Origin of the sequence: Kribbella caucasensis, assembly GCF_004361855.1 — a bacterium.
Taxonomy (GTDB): Bacteria; Actinomycetota; Actinomycetes; order Propionibacteriales; family Kribbellaceae; genus Kribbella; species Kribbella caucasensis.
In genome coordinates this window covers 330,236-350,808 of the sequence record NZ_SNWQ01000002.1, presented here as the reverse complement: position 1 = coordinate 350,808, position 20,573 = coordinate 330,236, and the positions used below count along the sequence as shown (strand labels likewise).

The 20,573-nt window shown below is 68.1% G+C and carries 15 protein-coding genes; 6 read left to right on the top strand and 9 right to left on the bottom strand.

The genetic code is table 11. From position 1 onward, the window contains the following. Window positions 1-2: 2 nt before the first annotated feature. Genes EV643_RS05735 through EV643_RS05725 form a run of 3 tightly spaced genes read right to left on the bottom strand, consistent with a single transcriptional unit; the run spans window position 3 to window position 3,030 of the window. Window positions 3-887 (bottom strand): carbohydrate ABC transporter permease, encoded by an 885-nt coding sequence (locus EV643_RS05735; RefSeq protein ID WP_133798900.1) that lies wholly within the window; start codon window positions 885-887, stop codon window positions 3-5. Then, window positions 884-1,780 (bottom strand): carbohydrate ABC transporter permease, encoded by an 897-nt coding sequence (locus EV643_RS05730; RefSeq protein WP_202869405.1) that lies wholly within the window; start codon window positions 1,778-1,780, stop codon window positions 884-886. The genes EV643_RS05735 and EV643_RS05730 overlap by 4 nt, the downstream gene beginning before the upstream one ends. Beyond that, window positions 1,777-3,030 carry an ABC transporter substrate-binding protein gene (locus tag EV643_RS05725; RefSeq protein ID WP_133798899.1) on the bottom strand — a complete coding sequence of 418 codons (1,254 nt, stop codon included), beginning with the start codon at window positions 3,028-3,030 and terminating at the stop codon, window positions 1,777-1,779. The genes EV643_RS05730 and EV643_RS05725 overlap by 4 nt, the downstream gene beginning before the upstream one ends. A gap of 177 nt (window positions 3,031-3,207) precedes the next feature. Between EV643_RS05725 and EV643_RS05720 the strand changes: the two genes are divergently transcribed. From EV643_RS05720 to EV643_RS05700, 5 genes are read left to right on the top strand one after another with little or no spacing between them, the layout of a single operon-like run. Next, window positions 3,208-4,323, top strand: a complete 1,116-nt coding sequence (locus EV643_RS05720; protein WP_133798898.1) for an FCD domain-containing protein — start codon at window positions 3,208-3,210, stop codon at window positions 4,321-4,323. Then, complete coding sequence (locus EV643_RS05715; RefSeq protein WP_133798897.1) at window positions 4,316-5,140, top strand: amidohydrolase family protein; 825 nt, start codon at window positions 4,316-4,318, stop codon at window positions 5,138-5,140. The genes EV643_RS05720 and EV643_RS05715 overlap by 8 nt, the downstream gene beginning before the upstream one ends. A gap of 12 nt (window positions 5,141-5,152) precedes the next feature. Continuing rightward, window positions 5,153-7,576 carry a glycoside hydrolase family 95 protein gene (locus EV643_RS05710; RefSeq protein WP_133798896.1) on the top strand — a complete coding sequence of 808 codons (2,424 nt, stop codon included), beginning with the start codon at window positions 5,153-5,155 and terminating at the stop codon, window positions 7,574-7,576. After that, window positions 7,573-8,418, top strand: coding sequence for an aldo/keto reductase (locus EV643_RS05705; RefSeq protein WP_133798895.1), 846 nt, complete (start codon window positions 7,573-7,575; stop codon window positions 8,416-8,418). Before EV643_RS05710 ends, EV643_RS05705 begins: the two co-directional genes overlap by 4 nt. Before the next feature lie 52 nt (window positions 8,419-8,470). Continuing rightward, complete coding sequence (locus tag EV643_RS05700; RefSeq protein WP_133798894.1) at window positions 8,471-11,227, top strand: glycosyl hydrolase family 95 catalytic domain-containing protein; 2,757 nt, start codon at window positions 8,471-8,473, stop codon at window positions 11,225-11,227. A gap of 25 nt (window positions 11,228-11,252) precedes the next feature. Here EV643_RS05700 and EV643_RS05695 read toward each other — a convergent pair whose 3' ends face one another. Further along, the gene (locus tag EV643_RS05695) at window positions 11,253-12,950 is read right to left on the bottom strand and encodes a hypothetical protein (RefSeq protein ID WP_133798893.1); all 1,698 of its coding nucleotides are present in this window, start codon (window positions 12,948-12,950) and stop codon (window positions 11,253-11,255) included. 194 nt (window positions 12,951-13,144) lie between these two features. Here EV643_RS05695 and EV643_RS05690 point away from each other — a divergent pair, with 194 nt between their 5' ends. Continuing rightward, window positions 13,145-13,633, top strand: a complete 489-nt coding sequence (locus EV643_RS05690) for an HIT family protein (RefSeq protein ID WP_133798892.1) — start codon at window positions 13,145-13,147, stop codon at window positions 13,631-13,633. On the opposite strand, the gene EV643_RS05685 is transcribed toward EV643_RS05690, so the two are convergent. The 5 genes from EV643_RS05685 to EV643_RS05665 form a co-directional block, all read right to left on the bottom strand. Beyond that, on the bottom strand, window positions 13,603-14,190 hold the full coding sequence (locus EV643_RS05685) for a carboxymuconolactone decarboxylase family protein (RefSeq protein WP_133798891.1): 588 nt from the start codon (window positions 14,188-14,190) through the stop codon (window positions 13,603-13,605). The genes EV643_RS05690 and EV643_RS05685 overlap by 31 nt on opposite strands. 2 nt (window positions 14,191-14,192) lie before the next feature. Further along, a complete protein-coding gene (locus EV643_RS05680) occupies window positions 14,193-14,531 on the bottom strand; it encodes a hypothetical protein (protein ID WP_133798890.1) in 339 nt (112 codons plus the stop codon). A 33-nt stretch (window positions 14,532-14,564) separates the two neighbouring features. After that, complete coding sequence (locus tag EV643_RS05675; RefSeq protein ID WP_133798889.1) at window positions 14,565-17,438, bottom strand: glycoside hydrolase family 2 TIM barrel-domain containing protein; 2,874 nt, start codon at window positions 17,436-17,438, stop codon at window positions 14,565-14,567. Continuing rightward, window positions 17,435-19,468: a beta-galactosidase gene (locus EV643_RS05670; protein WP_133798888.1), complete on the bottom strand. Its 2,034-nt coding sequence runs from the start codon at window positions 19,466-19,468 to the stop codon at window positions 17,435-17,437. Before EV643_RS05670 ends, EV643_RS05675 begins: the two co-directional genes overlap by 4 nt. 85 nt (window positions 19,469-19,553) lie before the next feature. Then, window positions 19,554-20,570, bottom strand: a complete 1,017-nt coding sequence (locus tag EV643_RS05665; protein ID WP_166665329.1) for a LacI family DNA-binding transcriptional regulator — start codon at window positions 20,568-20,570, stop codon at window positions 19,554-19,556. Window positions 20,571-20,573 lie beyond the last annotated feature (3 nt).

The following is a 20,573-nucleotide window of genomic DNA, read 5'->3' as shown; positions in this document are numbered from 1 at the left end:
CGTCATCCCTTCGTCGCTCCTGCCGTGAGGCCGCTGATCACGTGCCGCTGCAGCAGCACGAAGATCACCAGCAGTGGCGCCACCGCGAGCAGCAGCGTCGGGAAGACGACCGTGTAGTCGGTCGAGTACTGGCTCACCGCCGCGTAGACGCCGGTGGTGACGGTGTAGAGGCCGCTGCCCGGGCCGAGGATGATCTGCGGGTTCACGAAGTCGTTCCACACCGAGAAGGTGTTCAGGATGACCATGGTCACCACGGCCGGTTTCATCAGCGGGAACACGATCGACCAGAAGATCCGGTGCTTGCCGGCCCCGTCGACCGCGGCCGCCTCGTCCAGGCTCGCCGGGATGGTCATGATGTACCCGGCGTACAGGAAGATCGAGAACGGCAGGGTCAGCGTCGTCTCGAACAGCACGAACCCCGGGATGGTCCCCATCAGCCCGAGGAACTTCAGCGTGTAGACGACCGGGATCACCAGCACCTGGCTGGGGATGAACGTGCCGGCGACGAACAGCAGCAGGAGCACGCGGTACCGGCGCTCGGTACGGCGGGCGATCACGTACGACACCGGTCCGGCGAGCGCGACGGACAGGATGTTCACCGAGACCACGAACAGCGCGGTGACGGCGTACCCCTTTCCGATGTTGAAGTCCGGGTTGGTCCAGGCCTTCTGCAGGTACTCGGTCGTGAGCAGGTCCGGCGACAGCGAGAACGGGTGGGTGAGGATGTCCTGCTGTGACTTGAACGCGCTCACCACGAGCAGGTACATCGGCACCAGCATCAGCACGCTCGTCACGACCAGGAACGCGATCCGCCCGCCGCCCTTGAGCCGCACAGGCTTCGGCCGCACCACCTCCGTCTTCACCCGAGGAAGGCGAATCACACTCATGCCTTCACCCCTTGATCCACCCGCGACCGCAGCCGCGCGACCGTGAGGGCGAGACCCGCGGTGACCAGCATCAGTACGACGGACTGCGCCGAACCGAAGCCGAGCGCGTTGTTGTGGAACGAGTCCCACAGGATCAGGTACGCCGCCGTCTGCGTGGACCCGGCCGGACCACCACCGGTCAGCGAGACGACCAGGTCGTACGTCTTCAGCAACGTCACCAGCGACAGCACCAGGTTGACCGTCACCACCGGTGCGAGCGCGGGCAGTGTGACGTTGAGGAACGTCTGCCGCGGTGAGGCGCCGTCGATCCGCGCCGCCTCGAGCAGATCACGCGACACGGTCTGCAGACCGGCCAGGTAGAGCACCACGTTGACGCCGAACCCGGCCCAGACCAGTACGCCGATCAGACTCGCCAGCGCCCAGTTCGGGTTCGACAGGAACGGCAGCACCTCGGCGCCCTTGGACGTCAGGAAGCCGTTCACCACGCCGGACGTCCCGAGTACGGCGCTCCACAGGAAGCCGACGACGAGTGCGCTCAGCACGTGCGGGTAGAACAGCACGACCCGGAAGAACGCGTTCAACCGGGACGCACCGTTCACCAGCAGCGCGAAACCGAGACCCAGCACGCTGAGCAGGACGGTGCCGACGGCGGCGATCAGCAGGGTCACCCACCCGGCGCGGATCGCCTCCTCGCTGCGAGCGAGATCGAGGTAGTTCTGCAACCCGACGATCGCCGGGTTGGCACTGTACCCGTTCCAGTCGGTCAGGCTCAGGTAGATCGACAGGCCGACCGGGACCACGAGCATCACGACGAAGAGCAGCAGCGCGGGACCGACCATGCTCGCGGTGGTCAGCCGGTCCCGCAGGCGGGCGGCTGCTGCGGGGGTACTCACGACTTCGACCCCATCCAGCTGTCGATCCGCTTGGCCACGTCCGGCGCGGACTTGCCGGTGTAGAGGCTCTGGACCGCCTTGTTCCATTCCCCGTTGAACCCTTGCGGCAGGGTGTTGGCGCCGTACCCCTCACCCTGCGCGACGTGCTTCGGCGCCTGGTCCAGGATGTCCTGCACCTGCTTGCCGAGCGGTGTCAGCTTGTCGGTGAAGCCTTTGCGGAAGTTGCCGTCCTGGGCGAGCTGGCTCTGGACGGCCTCCTGGTCGCTGACCAGCCACTCGACCAGCTTCACCGCGAGGTCACGCTGCTTGGTCGACTTCAGCACCATGTACGGCGCAGCCATCGTGACACCCTGCGGACCCGGGTACGGCTGGCCGGCCTCGGTCGGTGCGGCGAACACACCGAGGTCGAAGGTGGGTTTCTGGCTCTCCGCGGTCCGGACGAACCAGCTGCCCATGATGTACATCGCGGACTTGCCGGTCAGGAAGCTGGTCTGCGCGTTGACGTCGTCCAGGCCGAGCGCGTTCTTGTCGACGTACCCGTTCTCGATCCAGGACTCGTAGCGCTGCAGCAGCGGCAGCATGGTCTGGCCGACGCTGAGCTGCTTGGAGTTGACCTGCTGGTACCAGTCCGGGTGCTTGGTCGCGATCGACGGGTCGCTGAGCTGCAGCAGCTGCAACCCGGTCACGTAGTCGCCGGCGGTCTGCAGCGGCAGGTACCCGGCCGTCTTCAGCTTGCCCATCGCGGCGGTCAGCTCGTCGAGGTTCTTCGGCGGCTCGCTGATGCCGGCCTTGGCGAACGCCTCCTTGTTGTAGAACACCAGCGACTGCGCCTGCTGGCCTACACCGACGGTGTAGACCTTGCTGTCCAGGGCGGCCTGCTCGACCAGCGGGGTGTCCTTGGTCCAGGCCTGGTCGGTGAGCTCGAGCATCTGCGGTGCGAGCGTCTTGTCCGCCATCAGGGTCTCGACCACGTCCGGCGCGTTCCCGGCCGCGAGCAGCTGCGGCAGCGTGTCCTTCACGCCCTGTCCGGTCGGCGCCTCGATCTTCACGTCGACGCCGGGGTTGGCCTCTTCGAACGGCTTGACCAGCTCCTCCCAGTAGCCCTTGGTCAGGTTGGGGGTGATGTTCACCAGCATCCGCACCTCGCCGGTGGGACCACCGGCCGAGCCCTCGTCACTGAAGCCGCCACCGCAGCCGGCCGCGCCCACCAGGATCGCGATTGCTGCCAGGGCACCGATTGAACGAGCCATTTCCGGGTCCTCCTCGGATCGTCCCGGCGTCGGGGGCGGCCGGGCGTCGTTAGCGATCGACAATGCAGAGCGTCACGCTGAAGTGTCAACGTTTAAACGGCAAACTGGACGCTGTGAGTCAGAAGTCCATGCCATAAGGGGTTGGCAGATCGCCGTCGGCGGGGCCACCATGCAGCCATGCCCGATGCCGGACGCCCCAAGTCGCCGCTGACGTTGTCGTCGGCCGAGCGCGCCGCGCTCACCCATCTCGCTGCCCAGAACGGGACCAGCCCGGCGATGCGGCTGCGCAGCCGGATCGTGCTCGCTTGCGCCGAGGGCCAGTCGAACAAGGATGTCGCGGATCTGCTCGCGGTGACACCGGGAACGGTCGGCAAATGGCGGCGCCGGTTCCTGCGGATGGGGATGGCCGGTCTCGACGACGGGATGCGCAGCGGCCGGCCGCGGATGGTCGACCGGGTGCAGCTGGGTGCGATCGGTGCGGGATCGATGGCCGATTCCGGACACCAGCTGTCAACGCGTGATGTCGCGGCCGCTCACGGAGTGTCGCAGTCGACCGTCGCGCGCCGTCGCCGCGAGGAAGTGCACCAGTACCGGACCGGTGGCGGTTTGGTGTTGGGCTCCACGCAACCTCCGCCGCCGCCTTCGACGGACAACGAACTGCTGTCTGATCGGGTCTACGAGGCGATCCGCGGCTGGATCCTTTCCGGTGAACTCGCGCCCGGGATGCGCGTGGTCGAGTCCGAGATCGCGCGCGTCCTCGGCACCAGCCAGACCCCCGCGCGGGAGGCAGTACGACGGCTCGCCCACGAGGGACTGGTGACGTACCGGCCACGGCTGGGCAACTTCGTCACGGAGATCTCCCAGGTCGAGGCCCGCGAAGCGCGTGAGGTCCGGGTGCTGCTCGAGGCCGCGGCGGCCCGGCGCGCGACCGGTCACGTCCCGCCGGAGGAGCTCGACCTGCTGCGGATCGAGGTGCGGCGGATGACCGAGGCGGCCGAGCATCACGACATCGGCGCGTTCCGCGAGGCCGACCTGCGCTTCCATCGACAGGTCCTCGCGACCAGCGGCAACTCGATGCTGCTGAAGGTCTGGCGCACCCTCGAGCCCGCGCTGTGGAATCTCCAGGTCGTCTCGAACGCCATGTACGCCGGTGACTGGGGCCTGATGGCGCGTCGTCACCTCGACCTGGTCGAGGTCCTCGCCGGCACCGACCCCGAGGACGCGGCCCGCCTGTTCTCGGCCCACGCCCGCGGCGAAAGCTCGATCACGAGACCCGCGGGGCGCCATGACTGATTCGCCGGACAACCGCCCACCACCCCCGGCCGACGCCCTCGCCGGCCCAGATCCACTTGACGCCCACGTTCACGTCTGGGATCTCGCCCGCCGGCAACTGCCCTGGCTCCTCGCCGGCCACCCCCTCCGCCGTGACTTCTCGCTCCCCGACCTTACCGAAGCCTCCGACGGCCGTCTGCCGGACACCATCCTCGTCCAGGCCGACGCCGATCCGCTCGAAGTCACCGACCTGCTCGACCTCGCCGCGACCACATCCTCCGTCCTCGGCGTCGTCGGCTGGTTCGACCTCCACTCCGATCTCCAACTTCCGGCTGACAGCAACCTGGTCGGCATCCGTTGCCCGCCCGCCGACCAGACCGACCCCGACGCGCTCACCGATCCCGCCTTCGTTCGCGGAGTGCGGGCCGCCGCCGACGCCGGACTCGCCATCGACCTGCTCCTCCGACCACCTGCCCTGATCGGCGCCGCGCGGCTCGCAACCGCTGTACCCGACGCCCGCCTCGTGCTCGACCACCTCGGCAACCCTTCGGGTCCGACCGCCGACTGGTCCACCGGGATGAAAGCTCTCGCCGAAGCGCCGAACGTCACCGTCAAGCTCTCCGGCACCGCCCACCTACCATCCGGCGACCTCGCCGAACTCATCGCCGTGACGCTCGACCTGTTCGGCAGCGACCGCGTCATGTTCGGCTCCGATTGGCCCGTATGCACGCTCTCCAGCAGTCGCGCCGAGGCCATTCGCCGTACCACCGAACTGCTTCCGGCGGCCGCGCACAACGACGTGTTCCGCGGCACCGCCGAGCGCACCTACCGCCCCTAGGGAGACCGCCCCATGACCGAATACACCCGACGCCAGGTCCTGCGGACCGCCGGCGCCGCGGCCGGCACCGCTGTCGTCGCCGGTAGCCTCACCGATCCCCTGACCGCAGTCGCCGCCCCTTTTGACACTGACACCAACCCGTTGAAGCTGTGGTACACCCAGCCCGCCACCGAATGGCTACGGGCGCTTGCCATCGGCAACGGCCGGCTCGGGGCGATGGTGTACGGCGGCATCGCGACCGAACAGCTGCAGCTCAACGAGGACTCGATCTGGGCCGGTGGACCACACCAGTACGACGACCCGGCCGGCCGCGAGGTGCTGCCGGAGATCCGGCGGCTGATCGCCGCGGAGGAGTACCTCGCCGCGCAGGACCTGGCCGACGAGCACTTCATGGGCCGTCCGACCGAGCAGATGCAGTACCAGCCGGCCGGCGACCTGATGCTCACGTTCCCCGTGATCACCGAGGCCGGCGTCACGTCGTACCGGCGTGAGCTCGATCTGACCACGGCGATCACCTCGGTGAGCTACGTCGCCAACGGCGTCCGCTACACGCGTGAGGTGTTCGTCAGTCATCCGGCGCAGGTGCTGGTGATGCGGCTGACAGCGGACCAGGCTGGCGCGCTGTCCTTCGACGCGACGTTCACGACACCGCAGGCGGCGACGGTCGATCGGTACGACGACCGGACGCTGGCGCTGAACGGGATCAGCGGGGATGCCGAAGGGCTCAAGGGGTCGGTGAAGTTCTGCGCACTGGTCCGGGCCTTCACCGAGGGCGGGAGCACGAAGGTTGCCGACGGCAAGCTCACTGTCGTCGGCGCCGATGCGGTCACCATGGTGTTGTCGATAGGGACCAGCTACCGCAACTACCTCGATGTCAGCGCCGATCAGGTGGCGAAGGCGACGGCCCCGTTGCCCTCCGAGCGACCGGCGTACGGGCGCCTGCGGCAGACGCACATCGAGGACTACCGGCGGCTGTTCGGCCGGCTCGACATCGATCTCGGTACCTCGGACTCGATCGCGTTGCCGACCGACCAGCGGGTGATCGCGTTCCGCAACGGCGGCGATCCGCAGCTGGCCGCGCTGTACTACCAGTTCGGGCGGTACCTGTTGATCTCCAGCTCGCGCAGCCCGGGGCAGCCGGCCAACCTGCAGGGCATCTGGAGCTACAAGATGCTGCCGGAGTGGCAGTCGAAGTTCACGTTGAACATCAACTGCGAGATGAACTACTGGCCCGCCGGTCCGGCCAACCTCGCGGAGTGCTGGGACCCGCTGTTCCAGATGATCGCCGAACTGGCCGAGTCCGGGGCGCGGACGGCTACGGAGATGTACAACGCTCCCGGGTGGGTCGCGCATCACAACACCGACGGGTGGCGGGGTACTGCTCCGGTGGACTTCGCGTACTACGGGGTGTGGCCGACGGGTGGTGCTTGGCTGTCGCTGCTGTTCTGGGAGCGGTACGAGTACACCGGTGACCTGGCGATGCTGCGGAAGTACTACCCGGTGCTGCGTGGGTCGGTGGAGTTCTTCCTCGACCAGTTGCAGACGGATGAGAAGACGGGCTATCTGGTGACCAGCCCGTCGCACTCGCCGGAGGTCAAGCACCACGAGATCGACGACGAGGGCGTGAGTATCTGCGCCGGTCCGACGATGGACACCGAGATCCTGCACGACCTGTTCAAGGTCTTCGGCCAGGCGGCTGCTCTGCTGGGCGAGGACTCCGCGATGGCGGCTCGGGTCGCTGAGGCACGGTCACGGCTGGCGCCGATCCGGATCGGGTACCTCGGCCAGATCCAGGAGTGGCTGATCGACTGGGAGGAGGCCGCCTTGGAGTCGAGTCGACATGTCTCGCATCTGTGGGCGGTGTTCCCAAGCGACCAGATCACTCCACGCCGTACGCCGGAACTCGCCGACGCGGCGCGCAAATCGCTGGAACTCCGCGGTCCCGCGGTCACGGCAGGCTGGTCGCTGGCGTGGAAGCTGAACATGCGGGCGCGGCTGCTCGAGCCGGACAACGCATACAAGCACCTGACCCAACTGCTCGCGCCCGGCCGGACGGCGCCGAACCTGTTCGACCTGCATCCGCCGTTCCAGATCGACGGGAACTTCGGCGGTGTCTCCGGGATCACCGAGATGATCATGCAGAGCCACTCCGGCGAGGTCGCGCTGCTGCCCTGCCTTCCGGCGGCCTTCCCCACCGGCCAGGTCCGCGGCCTGCGCGCCCGCGGCGGCTTCGACCTCGACCTCACCTGGTCCGACGGCAAACTGACCCGGGCCCGCATCCGCTCCCTGCTCGGCAACCGCCTGAAGCTCCGCACCGGCCTCAAGGTCGACGTGAAATCCACCGCGGGCGCGGTCGCCTTCGCCCGACCGGAAGACGGCGTCGTCGAATTCCGCACCCGGCAAGGCGTCGACTACTTCATCGAGCCCCGCCCATGACTGCACTCGGACTAGGCACCGCGCCGTTGGCGGGTGAGGGGCCGGGCGACGAGCAGCGAGCGCGGGAGGCTGTTGAAGAGGCGGTCCAGACTGGCATCGGCTACTTCGACACGGCTCCGCTGTACGGCGCCGGGTCGGCTGAACGCCGGCTCGGCAGCGCGTTGGCCGGGGTGCCGCGGGCGTCGTACCGGATCTCCACGAAGGCCGGGCGGCGAGTGGTCGGGGATCGGGTCGAGTACGACTTCAGCGCGGACGGGATCGCGCGGTCGGTCGAGGACAGCTTGACGCGGCTCGGGCTGGATCGGGTCGACATCGTGCACCTGCACGACCCGGACAACCACGTGCGGCAGGCACTGGAAGAGGCGTACCCGGTGCTCGACGACCTGCGCCGCCAAGGCGTGATCGGCGCCATCGGGATCGGTATGAACAGTCCGGAGATCCCGGCCCGGTTCGTCCGCGAGACCGACGTCGACGTCGTACTGATCGCCGGCCGCTACACCCTGCTCGACCGTTCGGCCGCCGACGACCTGCTCACCGCGGCGGCCGACCGCGGTGTCGCCGTGATCGCCGGCGGCGTCTTCAACTCCGGCATCCTCGCCGGCGGTTCGACCTACGACTACCGGCCGGCGTCACCCGAGATCGTCAACCGCGTCGAGCAACTGTCCAAGGTGTGCGCGTCGTACGACGTACCACTGAAAGCGGCCGCCATGCGCTTCCCGGCCACGCACACCGCGGTGACCACAGTCCTGATCGGCTGCGCCACCGCGGCCGAGGTCCGCGAGAACGTCGAGCTGTGGCGGCATCCGCTACCAGCCGACCTGTGGACCGCACTGAGCTGCTAGATACCTTCCCCGCCCCACCGCCCCGAACGTAACCGCCCCGAAAGGCTCCGCCATGCCTGTACGTCGATGGTCCCTGCCCTTACTCGTGACACTTCTCGCCACCAGCGCCGGCTCACTCGCAGCAGCCGGTGCACCTGCCCAACCCGCCGGCCAGCTCACCACCGCCTGGCACGACGGCGCGTTACGCACCGATCCGGCCGGCCTCGTCTCGCGGTCGGACCTGGTTCAGGAAGGCCCGGCGTGGCGCGCCTACCAGGCGATGCCGCTCGGCAACGGCGTCCTCGGTGCCGCGGTCTGGGCCGAGAAGGGCTTCAGTGCCCAGCTCAACCGCGTCGACACCTTCCCCGGACTCAAGTCCGCCGGGCGTCTCGTCGTACCTGGCCTCCAACCTTTGATGCGCGCGTCCGACTACACCGGCCGGCTCGCGATGTACGACGGCCAACTCGTCCAGCGCGGCGGTGGTATGTCGGCCCGCTCGTACGTGCGTGCCGACGCCGACCAGTTCGTCCTCGAGGTCACCGGCGCCGATCCCGGCAAGTCGCAGACCGCGGACCTCAAACTGTGGGAGGGCCGTACGCCGACCGCCAACGCGACCGGCGCCGTCGCCTCGCTCGCCGAGACCTTCCGCGACACCGCCTCGGGCAGCCTGACAGGCGCTGTCGCCGCGTTGACCGCTCGGGCCCGCGACGTCTCGACATCGGTCGTCGACCCGCTGACCGTCCGGATCACGTTCCGCCCGAACGCGGACGGCTCGTTCCGGCTGGTTGTCGGCGTACCGTCGTACAAGGGTGGTGACGTCGCGACCGCTGCGCGTCGTGCTGTCGTTGAGTCGAAGAGCCAGCATCTCGACTGGTGGCATGCATTCTGGGCGAAGGCCGCGCCGATGCGGATCACCTCGGCCGACGGCACCGGTGAGTACGTCGAGAACCTGCGGACGCTGCAGCTCTACACGATGGCCGCGTCGATGCGGTCGCCGGTGCCGAGTACGCACGGCGCCGTCGTACGGATGTTCTCGTCGGCCAAGGACCAGGCCGACTGGGCGCAGGACTCGTACTGGCATTTCAACCTGCGGATGATCATCTCGACCAACCTGGGTGCCGGCATCGGTGAGTTCAACGCGCCGTACTTCCGCTTCTACCTCGACCGCGCCGACCTGATGAAGAAGTGGACGCACGACCACTGGATCGGCGCTGTCGGCACGTGCGTACCGGAGTTCCTGCGGTACGACGGGACCGGCGACGGCTGCGACAACATGTCCGAGCCCGGCTGGGTGAAGCGCATTCTGAGCAGTGGACCGGAGTTGGTCAACAACGTCTGGTGGCAGTACCGCTATACCGGCGACCGTGCCCTGCTGGATCGCGCCTATCCGCTGATCCGGGACATCGCGGAGTTCCATCTGGCCGCGCTGACTCCTGGCGAGGATGGGTACCTCCACCTCGAACATGTGAACGCGCTCGAAGTGCAGTGGGACACCGACGACCCCGCACCCGACCTGGCCGCGATGCGGGTGATCTTCCCGATCGTCGCGGACCTGGCATCGTCGCGCGGTGACGAGGCTCTGGCCGCACGGCTGCGAACTGCCGTCGGGAAGCTTCCGCCGTTCCGGACCGTACAGCGTGGTGGTGAGGAGGTGCTGGCGTGGTCCGGTACCGACGAGGAGGCACACAACACGCAGAACCCGGAGATGGAGGTGCTCTGGCCGTGGGGACTCTTCGACGAGACCTCCGAGCTGATGCAGGCGACGTACCGGCAACGGGTCTATCCACAGGACAAGGACTGGGGTATGGACACCACGTGGGCCGCGCGGCTCGGACTGGCCGACGAGGTGAAGCGGCTGATGCTCAAGGGGATCCAGGACTTCCAGATCTTTCCGAACGGCTTCACCGTGCACCGCACCGGCCGTGAGCCTGTCCGGCAGCAGAGCTTCTACAACGAGTGGGGCGGCGTTCTGACGACCGGTCTGCAGGAGGCACTCGTTCAGTCGTACGACGGGGTCGTGCAGGTCGCACCGGCCTGGCCGAGCGAGTGGGACGTTGCTGGGTCAGTGGAGATCGAAGGTGGTCACCGGATCAGCACTGAGGTCCGCGACGGCGTACCGAGCCTGGTGGGCATCCAGGCGGGCAGCCGCGAGTCCCTGCGCGTCCGCAACCCGTGGTCGGGTCAGCAGGTGCGTGTGATCGACTCGCGCGGCCGGACTGTCGTCGGACCAGTTGCGGATGACGTCCTGACGGTGCCTGTGCTGCCCAACGAGTCTTACGTTGTCGAGCGGGTGGCTGTGCCGTTGTCGTCGTTCACGCACGTCCGACTGACCGGACAGCCCGCGTCGGCGGTCAAGACGGTCGGCACTCGCATGCTCGGCGTACCGGCTAGTGAGCCGCCGATGCTGAGCGATCTGGTCACCGTACGCACCCCGGACAAGCTGTCCAACCTCGTGAAAGCACAGCCCGGCGCCGAGATCTACGTCGACCGCAGCTACAAGATCACCGACCTACCAACTGCGTTGACCGGCCAGGCGATGATCCCCGGCTCCAACGAAGATTCGAAGCTCACGGCCCCGGCGGACTACATCACCATGGACCTCACCGCCCCAGCCACCGTCTACGTCGCCTACGACCCCCGAGGCGAAAACGACTGGTGGCCCGCCTGGCTCAGCACCTTCACCAGAACAGGCGAAACCGTCGGCACCACCGACCAGCGGCTGATCCTCTTCAAGCGTGAAGTCCCCGTCGGCCAGCTAGCCCTGGGTCCCAACTCAGGCATAGCGGGCAAGGGGAACTCCAGCTACCTGACCTTCGTCACCAAACCCTGACCCTCCGGGGCCCGGAAGCAAACCCCTAGCAAGCTCCCGGGCCGATGGGTGGCATCGGGTGGGTGCCGGTGTGATCGACGTGGAATTGGAAGCCGTGGGGGCTGGTCCATTCGATGGCACCGGTGGGCAGGCGTCGGCACTTCCAGCCGCCGAAGGTCTTGGCGCGGTGGTGGAGTCGGCCTTGCGGTATGAGGTTGTCGGTGCCGGTTTGCCCCGGTGGCCCGGCTCGGTCGTAGGGGATGATGTGGTCTTGGTCCATGCGAGTGGTGGCTTCCGCTGCGCTGTAGGGGAACATATCGACAGGGTGCCGCAGGCGGACGCGTTCGCGGATCCGGTCGGGGATCTCGTAACTGTGGACACTGACTTGGTCGTGCAGGTCGATGACCGGCTTGACGACGATCTGGTCGTGGCCGAGGAGCTCGGTCAATTGGCTCATCAGGAGCGGTCCGAGCTCCTCGACCCGTAGCACACCGTTGCCGCTGGCAAGCGTCTGGTCGGTGAGGTGCACGTACAGGGTGTGCCGGTTCGACCGGCGGCCGCTGCCGGCGGCGAGGCCACGGCTGTAGGCGTGCTGCTTGATCGCCGCGAGCCGTGCCGGGAGTGACCCGGCCAGCATCCATCGCGTGAACGCATCTGCGCCGTCCCCGTCGTCGGTCTGGCAGTCGGTCTCGCGGTCAGGCCCGCGCGCGGACACGCGGTCGGCCTCGCCTGGGTCACCGGCGCCGATCGGCGTGCCGTGCTCGTCCGGGCCGTCCCAGTCGTCGGGGTCAGGCTCGTGATCGGGCATAGGCCAGTCGTCCGGAGCGGGCCGGTCGTCTGGGCCGTGGGTGTCATCCGCAACAGACCGGTCACCCGCAGGCTCGCGGTCGTCCGCTGCGGCATTGGCGTCCGGGGCGGGGCTGTCGTGGGTCGGGTCATCGAGCGTGCTGATGTGGGGGACCGTGCGGGCAAGGTGGCGGGCGACCTCGAGGAGTTGGTGGGCCGCGGCGGGGTCGGCGATCCAGCCGATCGCCTTCGCACGCCGCACATCCAGCGAGTCGGTATCGCCGAGTGTCTTGAGTGCCCTGGCCAGGTCGTCGATCGTGGCGTCGAAGCGGATCACGTCTCCGGCGGCGGCGCGGACCCAGAACCTCTTGGTGCCGTGGTGGTCGGACGGGCCCACGAACACACCGCGTTCCTTTGCCGCGAGCTCGGCCGCGGCCTTGGCCAGTTCGGGGTCGGCTTCCCAGACGGCGGCCTTGACAATGGTCCCCAACTTGCCCGGTGTCACGGTGTTCACGATGCCGACGACGCGGCGGTCGACGATCGCGGCGGCGTCCATCGACAGCGACAGGCACGCGTGCGCGACCTTGCGGGCCCGCCAGGCCACCGCGTTCCCGGCCAGCACCGCCGCCCAGATCCGCGGCAGCCGGTGCCGAAGCCCCAACGCCTCGCCGATGAACGCCGCCGCGGCCTTCGACGACATCCTCATCACAGCACCGAACTCAATCGGAGCGAACTCGGCCACCCCGGGACACCCGGCACCGCCGTACACCCGGATCTGCTCGGTCCCGGGCAGCACCTCACCGGCACCGGTGCCGGTGTCGACGACTGCGTTGCGGTCGGCGAACGCGAGCGCGGCCTCCAGCATCCGTACCGCCGCGCGTTCCTGGACGCCGCCGAACTCCGACGCCGCGGCGAGCAGTGCCGCGGTGTCGAGCTCATCCAGGTCACCCTCGAACATGTGTTCTACTCTACGCCACATGGCCGCCCACTCCAAGCCGGCAGGATCCCCGAATTCCCTTATCCACAAGGGGAAACCTCACACACCCAACCGCACCCAAAGCAGGTATACGGGCGGCCCTGCCGTTGGCAGACGTGATCAGTCCGCCAATGGGACGATGAGCGAGCCGGATGACACACCGATGGAGGCCATCGATGTTCAACCACGAACCCGACGACTACGACTGCCCGTTCTGCCTGGTCGCCGCCGGCGGTGAGAACGGCTACACCGGGCAGCAGGACGTCGTGCTGCGGACCGAGCGCGCGATGGCGTTCGTCTCCGCGCGCTGGTGGCCGAACAACCGTGGGCACGTACTGGTCGTGCCGACCGCGCACCACGAGAACCTGTACGACCTGCCGGCCGTCTACGGTCACGCGGTGCACGACGTCGTACGAGAGGTAGCTGTCGCGATCCGGCACACCTATGACTGCGCCGGCGTGTCGACTCGGCAGCACAACGAGCCGGCTGGGTATCAGCATGCGTGGCACTACCATGTGCATGTGTTTCCTCGGTACGACGGTGATGAGCTCTACAACACGCGGCACCTCGCGGAGCCCGCTACCGCCGAGGAGCGGGAGCCTTATGCACGTCGCCTGCACGAGTACTTCCAGGATCACCTCATGAGCAGGCGTGGCAGCTTGTAGTCGATCCGGTGGATGACCTGTGCGCCGAGCCGTACGTGCTCATTGGAGTCCCACTCGAAGTCGAAGGCGTTGGCCAGCCGGTTCATGACGTTGAAGATCAGGTTCACGTACAGGGCGTCGGCGATGGCTTCGTCGGGCACACCTGCCGCACGGACGGCATCTACATCGGATCGGGTGATGCTCTCGGGCTGGTGGGTCGTCTTCTCAAGCAGTGGCAGGACCGCCGCCAGCTGCGGACGAACGGAGCCGACGTCGTCGACGTCCAACTGCCCGGCCGACTCGACCCGGGTCGTCTCGGTGTGGATCCGCACGCAGAAAGGGCATTGGTTGAGGCGAGACGTGAACACCGCCATGAACTCGCGCTCGGCGGCAGTCCAGTACGACGGACCCCGCAGTACGTCGCTGCCGAAGGCAAACATCGGCGCTCCGAAGAACCGGGGACGGTAGAGCGCCAACTGCGCGACCGGATCCAGCCGCTGGCCACTCAATCGCCGGACGGAGCGGATGAACAAGCGGGCGCGGAGTCGGTGCCCGTTCTCCAGGATCGCCAGCCGCATCGTCAGGCCTCCTCCCGCAGCGCACGCAGGCCGGCGTCCAGGCGGTGACAGGCAGCGCCGAGTGCGGCCGCGACGGTGACCTCGAAGATCTCGTCCTCGCTGACGCCGGCCGCTCGGAGCTCCGCGACGTCCGCATCCGTCACGCGATAGGACTCGTCACGGACCTTGGCGGCGTACGACCCAATCGGTTCGGCCAACAGGCCGCTACCACGCGCAGCGGCGGTGCGGACGGCGAGATTGGATCGAGCCGGCGCCTCGAAGACGACGCGGCGAAGCTCAGCCAGCAGCGCGGCCCTCCGCTCCGCGGCCCCTTCCACGACCGATCGCCGTCCAAGGCCCATCGTTCCCCGTCCTCGAGCCTCAGTATCTACCGATCAGGGCGTTCGCCGGAAGGTCAGGGCGAAGGTGCGCTCGGCGACTTCCAGGGTGTGTTGGGGGGTGGCGGGTGGGCCGCAGGACGCGCTGCCCAGGCCGTGTTGGGCCAGGTCAAGGTTGACGTAGATGTGTTCGGCTGGAGTCGGGTCGGAGCGGTGGCGGGCGCGTTCCAGGTCCTCGGTGGTCCAGCGGCGGGCGGTCAGTTGGAAGTGCGGCGCCCCTTCCACTCGTAGACCGTTGCCGTCGGCATCTGTCAGCTCGGCCCAGCGGACGTCGATCCGCGAGCCGTTCTCCTGCGGTACGACGTACGGCGTCTGGAAGTCGTCTACCGTGCACTCGTACTGCCCGATGCGTGCAGCCTCACGACTGTCGGCGTACGCCTCTCCTGGACCACCACCGAACCACCGCACGTTCCCGAAGCTGCCCGGCAAGGCCATCCGCACCCCGATCCGCGGCCAGCTACTGCATCGCGGTGTGATCGCAGTCCCCTCCCACTCCCCCTCGGGCACCACGTCTACCGTCAACTGCAGTCCGTCGCCCACAGCTCGCCACCGATAGGACACCCGCACGCCCAGGCCGAGCCCGTCAGGAGCAACCCGCTCGCGAACAACCAACTGCTGCTCCTCGACCACGACCTCGTCCACGCGGTGCTCGAGCCGATCAAGCCCTGCAGCCCGCCACTCGACGGCGACCGAGTTGTTCCCACCCTGCCCGTTGTCGTTGTCAGTAGGCGCCCGCCACAGGTCCAGCCGCGGCCCCTCCACCGGAACCCCGAACAGCCGAACCAGCCGTCCCGACCGCAAGTCGAACTCGCCCTCCCCGAGCAAGACCCTGTCGTCCCCCCACTCCACCTTGGGCTCTACGGCCTCCGTCGATGCATCGGGCTGCTCGACGACTCTGCTCGGCAGTTCGAACTGCGCCCATGCAACCTCATGCCCTGCAGCGGCCCACGACTGGTCCTTCGCCAACACTGCTCGAACCGTAAGCCACCGCTCCCCAGCAACATCCGAGGTGAGATCGGGTAGGTCCACCTCAACCGGCGCGCCCGCCTCAACCCCAGGCACTTCCAACCTCCCAGCCGCCACCTCCACCCCGTCCACCTCCTCCACCCACAGGAACTCCAGGTGGTCCAGCGGGCCGAAGGTCTGCAGGTTGTGGATGGTGAGGGGGTTGGGACCGGTGATGCGGACCGGCTCGATCACCTTCTTGTATTCGAGCAACCCCGGCGACGGCGTACGGTCCGGGAACAGCAGACCGTCGATGCAGAAGTTCGCGCCGTGGACGCGTTCGCCGAAGTGGCCGCCGTACACATAGTCCGTTGCGCCTGGCAACAGCAGCCCGTGATCGATCCACTCCCAGACGAACCCACCCTGCAACCGCGGATACCGTTCCAGCACGTGCTGGTACTCCGCCAGTCCACCAGGACCGTTGCCCATGGCATGCGCGTACTCGGCCAGAATGAACGGCAACGCCCGACGACGCGCCTCCAGGTCAGGCTCGTCGATGGTCACATCCTCGGTGCGGGTCCCGATGCGCTCCAGCTCGTCGAGCGGGGTGTACATCAGGCTGTAGAAATCGGAGAACTCATAGCTCCGGTCCCGCTCGTAGAACAGCGCCCGGCTGGGATCGCGTTCCCGCGTCCACTCCGCCAGGGTGCCGAAGTTGCGGCCGCGGTGGCTCTCGTTCGCCAGCGACCAGATGACCACGCTCGGATGGTTCTTGTCGCGTTCGACCATCCGGCGCATCCGGTCGAGCATCATCGGCGCCCAGTCCGGATCGTCGGCCGGGTTCCCGCGCCAGTCGGTGTAGATGAACCCGTGCGTCTCGATGTCGCACTCGTCGATCACCCACAACCCGAGCTCGTCGCACAGGTCGAGGAACGCGGGATGCGGCGGATAGTGCGCCGTACGGACCGCGTTGATGTTGTGCTGCTTCATCAACTCCAGGTCCTGCCGCATGGTCTCGACACTGATAGCCCGCCCGCGGCGAGGATCATGTTCGTGCCGGTTCACCCCGCGGAAGAACAGCGGCCGCCCGTTCACCGTCAGCAGCCCGTCGACCATCGCGACCGTACGGAACCCGATCCGCACCTCGACCGTCTCCCCGCCGGCCACGACCTGAGCGTCGTACAACCGCGGCACCTCGGCCGACCACGGCTCCACGCTCGGGATGGTCACGGTCTCCTCCGGCGCCAACTCCAGCCCGAGCTCGGGAACGAGGATCCGGGCGTACGACGGATCGACGTCCACCCGCAAGATCCCGGCACCGGTGAGATGCTCGTAGTCCGCGTGCACGAACACGTCCTCGACCACCGGCCGGGCCAGCAGCGTCACGTCCCGGAAGATGCCCGGCAACCACCACATGTCCTGGTCCTCGAGGTAACTCCCCGACGACCACTGGTGCACTCTTACTGCGAGTGAGTTCCGCCCCGGCCAGAGGTGCGCACCGACGTCGAACTCACTCGGCAGCCGGCTCCCCTTCGCCGTACCGATCTCGGCATCGTTCACCCACACCTTGAAACACGAGTCGACCCCCTCGAACCGCAGTACGGCGCCATCCCGCGGCCAGTCCTCCGGCAGGTCGAACCACCGCCGGTGATCCCCGGTCGGGTTGGCCTCCGGTGTACGCGGCGGGTCGATCGGAAACGGGAACGCGGTGTTCGTGTACCTCGGCCGGTCGTACCCCTGCAGCACCCAGTGCCCCGGCACCTCCAACTCGTCCCAGTCGTCGTCCGCAGGAGCCTCGGCGGGATTGGTCGAGAACTTGAACTGCCAACGCCCGTTGAGACTCAGCTTCGGCTGCGAAGACCTGAGCCACGCCCGAGGTGCGCGCATCCCGGTGCCCGGCGACAGATCCTCGTAGTACGCCGTCATGCCCGTTCCTCCCCCAACACGCGCACATCACGCGGCCCAAGCTCGAGCCGGCCGCCAGTTACGCCCGCAGGCGGTTCGACCGATACCGGCGAGCCAGACCAGTTGTGGACGAACCACAGCCGCTCGCCCGCAGGGTTCACCGCCGACAGAGCCGTCACCGAGGCGGGAAGCTGAGACCACACGCTGTCCAGCGCACGGCTGAACACCGAGCGGGCCAGCGCACCGTCCGGAACAGTCCCGACCACCGTCATCCGGCCCGCCCCGAACGACTTGCTGGTGACCACCGGGCGTCGCCCACCACCGGGATGCTCGAACGACGCGAGCACGTCGGCGTCGTCCAGGATCAACCGCTCAGCCCACCGCGTGGCGTGTCCGTCCAGGCCAACTACGGGCTGCGGGTCCAGCAGGTTCTCGTACTCCAAGTAGTGAACGCCCGCCGCCTCACGCAGTCGCCCAGGCGCAACCTCCGCCCGCGCCCGCGCCTCCGGATCCGCGTACCCGGTCCGCGGTCCGATCACCAAATGACCTCCAGCCTGCGCATAAGCCACCAACAAATCCAGCACGGCGTCGGATGCGATGTAGAGCGCGGGCACAACCAGCACCGGATACCGCGACACCAACGCAACCGGATCGACTCCAAGACGCTCGACCGGTACCACTCCCGGCCGGAGCCCCGCGTCGATCACGCCGGCGTAGAAGGCAGTGACGATCGTCCGGTACGACGACTTGTCCGGCGCACCACCCGGATGCGCCAGCGGCGGCTGGAAGTGCAACGCCCAATCGCTCTCCGTCGACCACACGATCGCCACATCGACATCCGGCCGCAGCTCAGCCACCGACGCCCCGGCCGCCGCGAACTCGCCTCCGATCGCTGCGATCTCGTCGTACACACGTCCCGCCTCCAGACCGTGGCCGAGGATCCCGCCCCAGAATGTCTCCGCGCCGTGGTGGATCGAGTGCCAATGCCAGTGCTGCACCATCCGCGCGCCGCGCGACACCATCGCCCACGCGAGTTGCCGGAGCTGACCGTCGTACGGCGGATGGTTCAGGTGTGAGCCGCCGATCGAGGTCGCGTTCGTCTCGGTGATCAGAAAGGGTTCACCGCGCGAGCCGTAGACCCGGTCCGCAGCGAGGTACAGGTCGGCGACGCTGCGCCCGATCCAGCCGGGCTCGAACCGCGGTGGTCGCGCCGGGCGCTCCAGCCCGTCCTGGACGTGGACATAGAGGTTGCCCGCAGCAACATCCAGCCGCGACGACAGCGGTACGTCGGCCACTGCGGCCCGGTCGTAGGCAAGGCACGTCGTCACAAACTGCTCAGGTCGCCGCAGTTCGCCGACGAGGTCAGCCTGCCAGCCGATGAACTCGGTCGTCCGTTCAGCTTGGAACCGGCGCCAGGCCAGGTCGTACGACGGGGTGCTGTTGCCGTCCGGTCGCCACAGCTCCGACCAGTCGCTCAGCCGGTGCGACCAGTACGTGAGCCCCCACGCCTCGTTGAGGGTGTCGACGTCGCCGTACGTCTCCCGTAACCGCGCAACGAACGCCTCGAACGCGCTCTCGTTGTGCGGCAGTAGCAAACCGGGTTCATTGTCGACTTGATATCCGATCACGGCCGGGTGGTCGCGATGGTGCTCGACGATCCGCCGGATCACCCGCTCGGCGTGGAACAGGAACGCCGGCTGGTGATAGTCCACCTCTTGCCGCACACCCCACGGCACCCGCTCCCCGGTACGACGCTCGGCCGCGATCTCTGGATGCTTGAGCTGCAGCCACGGGGGCACCGCGTACGTCGGGGTCCCCAGTACGACGCCGATCCCGCGATCCGCCGCACCGTCGAGCACGGGACGGATCCAGTCGAGCTCGAACACCCCGTCCTGCGGCTCCCACGTCGACCAGACCGACTCCCCCACCCGGATCGCGCCGATCCCCGCCGCCACCATCAGGTCGAGATCCGTCTCCACCCGATCGCCGAGTTCCCGCGGCAGATACTCCGGGTAATAGGCCGTCCCCAACACAACCCACGGCGGCAACATGCGTAGAAGTTAACCCACACACACTCTCGAATGCAATCGTTTGCACACAACAGGAGGGGCCGCGCGATGTCGATTCGGGACGAGGTCAGGTGGTGGCGCGGATGCGGGCTCGGCGGCGGGCTGGGCCGGTGCTGGCGCGGACTACCAGCTCGGGAGTCAGCAGGTCCGGGCGGGGCCAGTCCTCGCCGGACAGGCGTGCGGAGAGTTGGCTCCAGGCGAGCTCGCCCAACCTCGCGCGTTCGTTGCGGAGGGAGGTGAGTGGGGGGCGGGCGTAGGCGGCGATGGGGATGTCGTCGTAGGAGGCGACCGACAGCTCGGCCGGCACCTCGACGTCGTTGTCGTGCAGCCAGCTGAGGAGCCCGACGCCGACCAGGTCGTTGAAGGTGATGACGGCGGTCGCGCGACTCCGCAGTACGGTCGGCCCGGCGTCGTACCCGTGATGACCGGCCCAGCCACCCTCGATCTCGTCCAGCGTCACGTCGAGGGCGCGCGCCGTACGACGCAACGTCCGCCGGCGCTCGCCGTCCGACCACGACGTCGCCGGACCGCCGACGTACAGGACCCGCCGATGGCCTAGACCGGTGAGGTGTTCGAGCAGGATCCGGCTAGCGGCGCGGTAGTCGATCGCGACCACGCCGGCGTTCTTCACCGTCCGGTTGATGCACACGACCGGCACTGGGAGCGCGAGCGCCTTCTCCAGGCCGGCCCGGTTGAGCCTCGAACTGCAGAGCACCAGCGCACCAGCGTGGTCCACGAGCTCCTCGACGAGCCGCAGTTCCTCCGCAGGGTCCTCGCCGCTCTCACCGATCAGCAGCCGGTAGCCACCGGCCCGGGCGGCCGCCGCGAGTCCTTTCAGCACCTCGGAGAAGAACGGGTTCGTCAGGTCCGGCACGGTCACCCCGACGGTCAGCGGCCGGCCCAGCTTGAACTCCTGCGCCCGCTTGTCCGCGCGGTATCCCAGCTCACCGGCGACCGTCCGCACATGCGCGACCACCTCGGGTGAGATCAGGTCGGAGCCGTTCAGCGCCCGGGACACCGTCGACACCGACGTGCCCGCCTCGCGCGCCACGTCGATCAGCCGAACCCGCTCCGCCACGCTCACCTC

What these genes read in the sequence shown, in the direction of transcription:
- EV643_RS05735 (WP_133798900.1), bottom strand. Translation starts at nt 887, where the DNA reads ATGAGTGTGATTCGCCTTCCTCGGGTGAAGACGGAGGTGGTGCGGCCG.
- EV643_RS05725 (WP_133798899.1), bottom strand. Translation starts at nt 3,030, where the DNA reads ATGGCTCGTTCAATCGGTGCCCTGGCAGCAATCGCGATCCTGGTGGGC.
- EV643_RS05720 (WP_133798898.1), top strand. Translation starts at nt 3,208, where the DNA reads ATGCCCGATGCCGGACGCCCCAAGTCGCCGCTGACGTTGTCGTCGGCC.
- EV643_RS05715 (WP_133798897.1), top strand. Translation starts at nt 4,316, where the DNA reads ATGACTGATTCGCCGGACAACCGCCCACCACCCCCGGCCGACGCCCTC.
- EV643_RS05710 (WP_133798896.1), top strand. Translation starts at nt 5,153, where the DNA reads ATGACCGAATACACCCGACGCCAGGTCCTGCGGACCGCCGGCGCCGCG.
- EV643_RS05705 (WP_133798895.1), top strand. Translation starts at nt 7,573, where the DNA reads ATGACTGCACTCGGACTAGGCACCGCGCCGTTGGCGGGTGAGGGGCCG.
- EV643_RS05700 (WP_133798894.1), top strand. Translation starts at nt 8,471, where the DNA reads ATGCCTGTACGTCGATGGTCCCTGCCCTTACTCGTGACACTTCTCGCC.
- EV643_RS05695 (WP_133798893.1), bottom strand. Translation starts at nt 12,950, where the DNA reads ATGTTCGAGGGTGACCTGGATGAGCTCGACACCGCGGCACTGCTCGCC.
- EV643_RS05690 (WP_133798892.1), top strand. Translation starts at nt 13,145, where the DNA reads ATGTTCAACCACGAACCCGACGACTACGACTGCCCGTTCTGCCTGGTC.
- EV643_RS05685 (WP_133798891.1), bottom strand. Translation starts at nt 14,190, where the DNA reads ATGCGGCTGGCGATCCTGGAGAACGGGCACCGACTCCGCGCCCGCTTG.
- EV643_RS05680 (WP_133798890.1), bottom strand. Translation starts at nt 14,531, where the DNA reads ATGGGCCTTGGACGGCGATCGGTCGTGGAAGGGGCCGCGGAGCGGAGG.
- EV643_RS05675 (WP_133798889.1), bottom strand. Translation starts at nt 17,438, where the DNA reads ATGACGGCGTACTACGAGGATCTGTCGCCGGGCACCGGGATGCGCGCA.
- EV643_RS05670 (WP_133798888.1), bottom strand. Translation starts at nt 19,468, where the DNA reads ATGTTGCCGCCGTGGGTTGTGTTGGGGACGGCCTATTACCCGGAGTAT.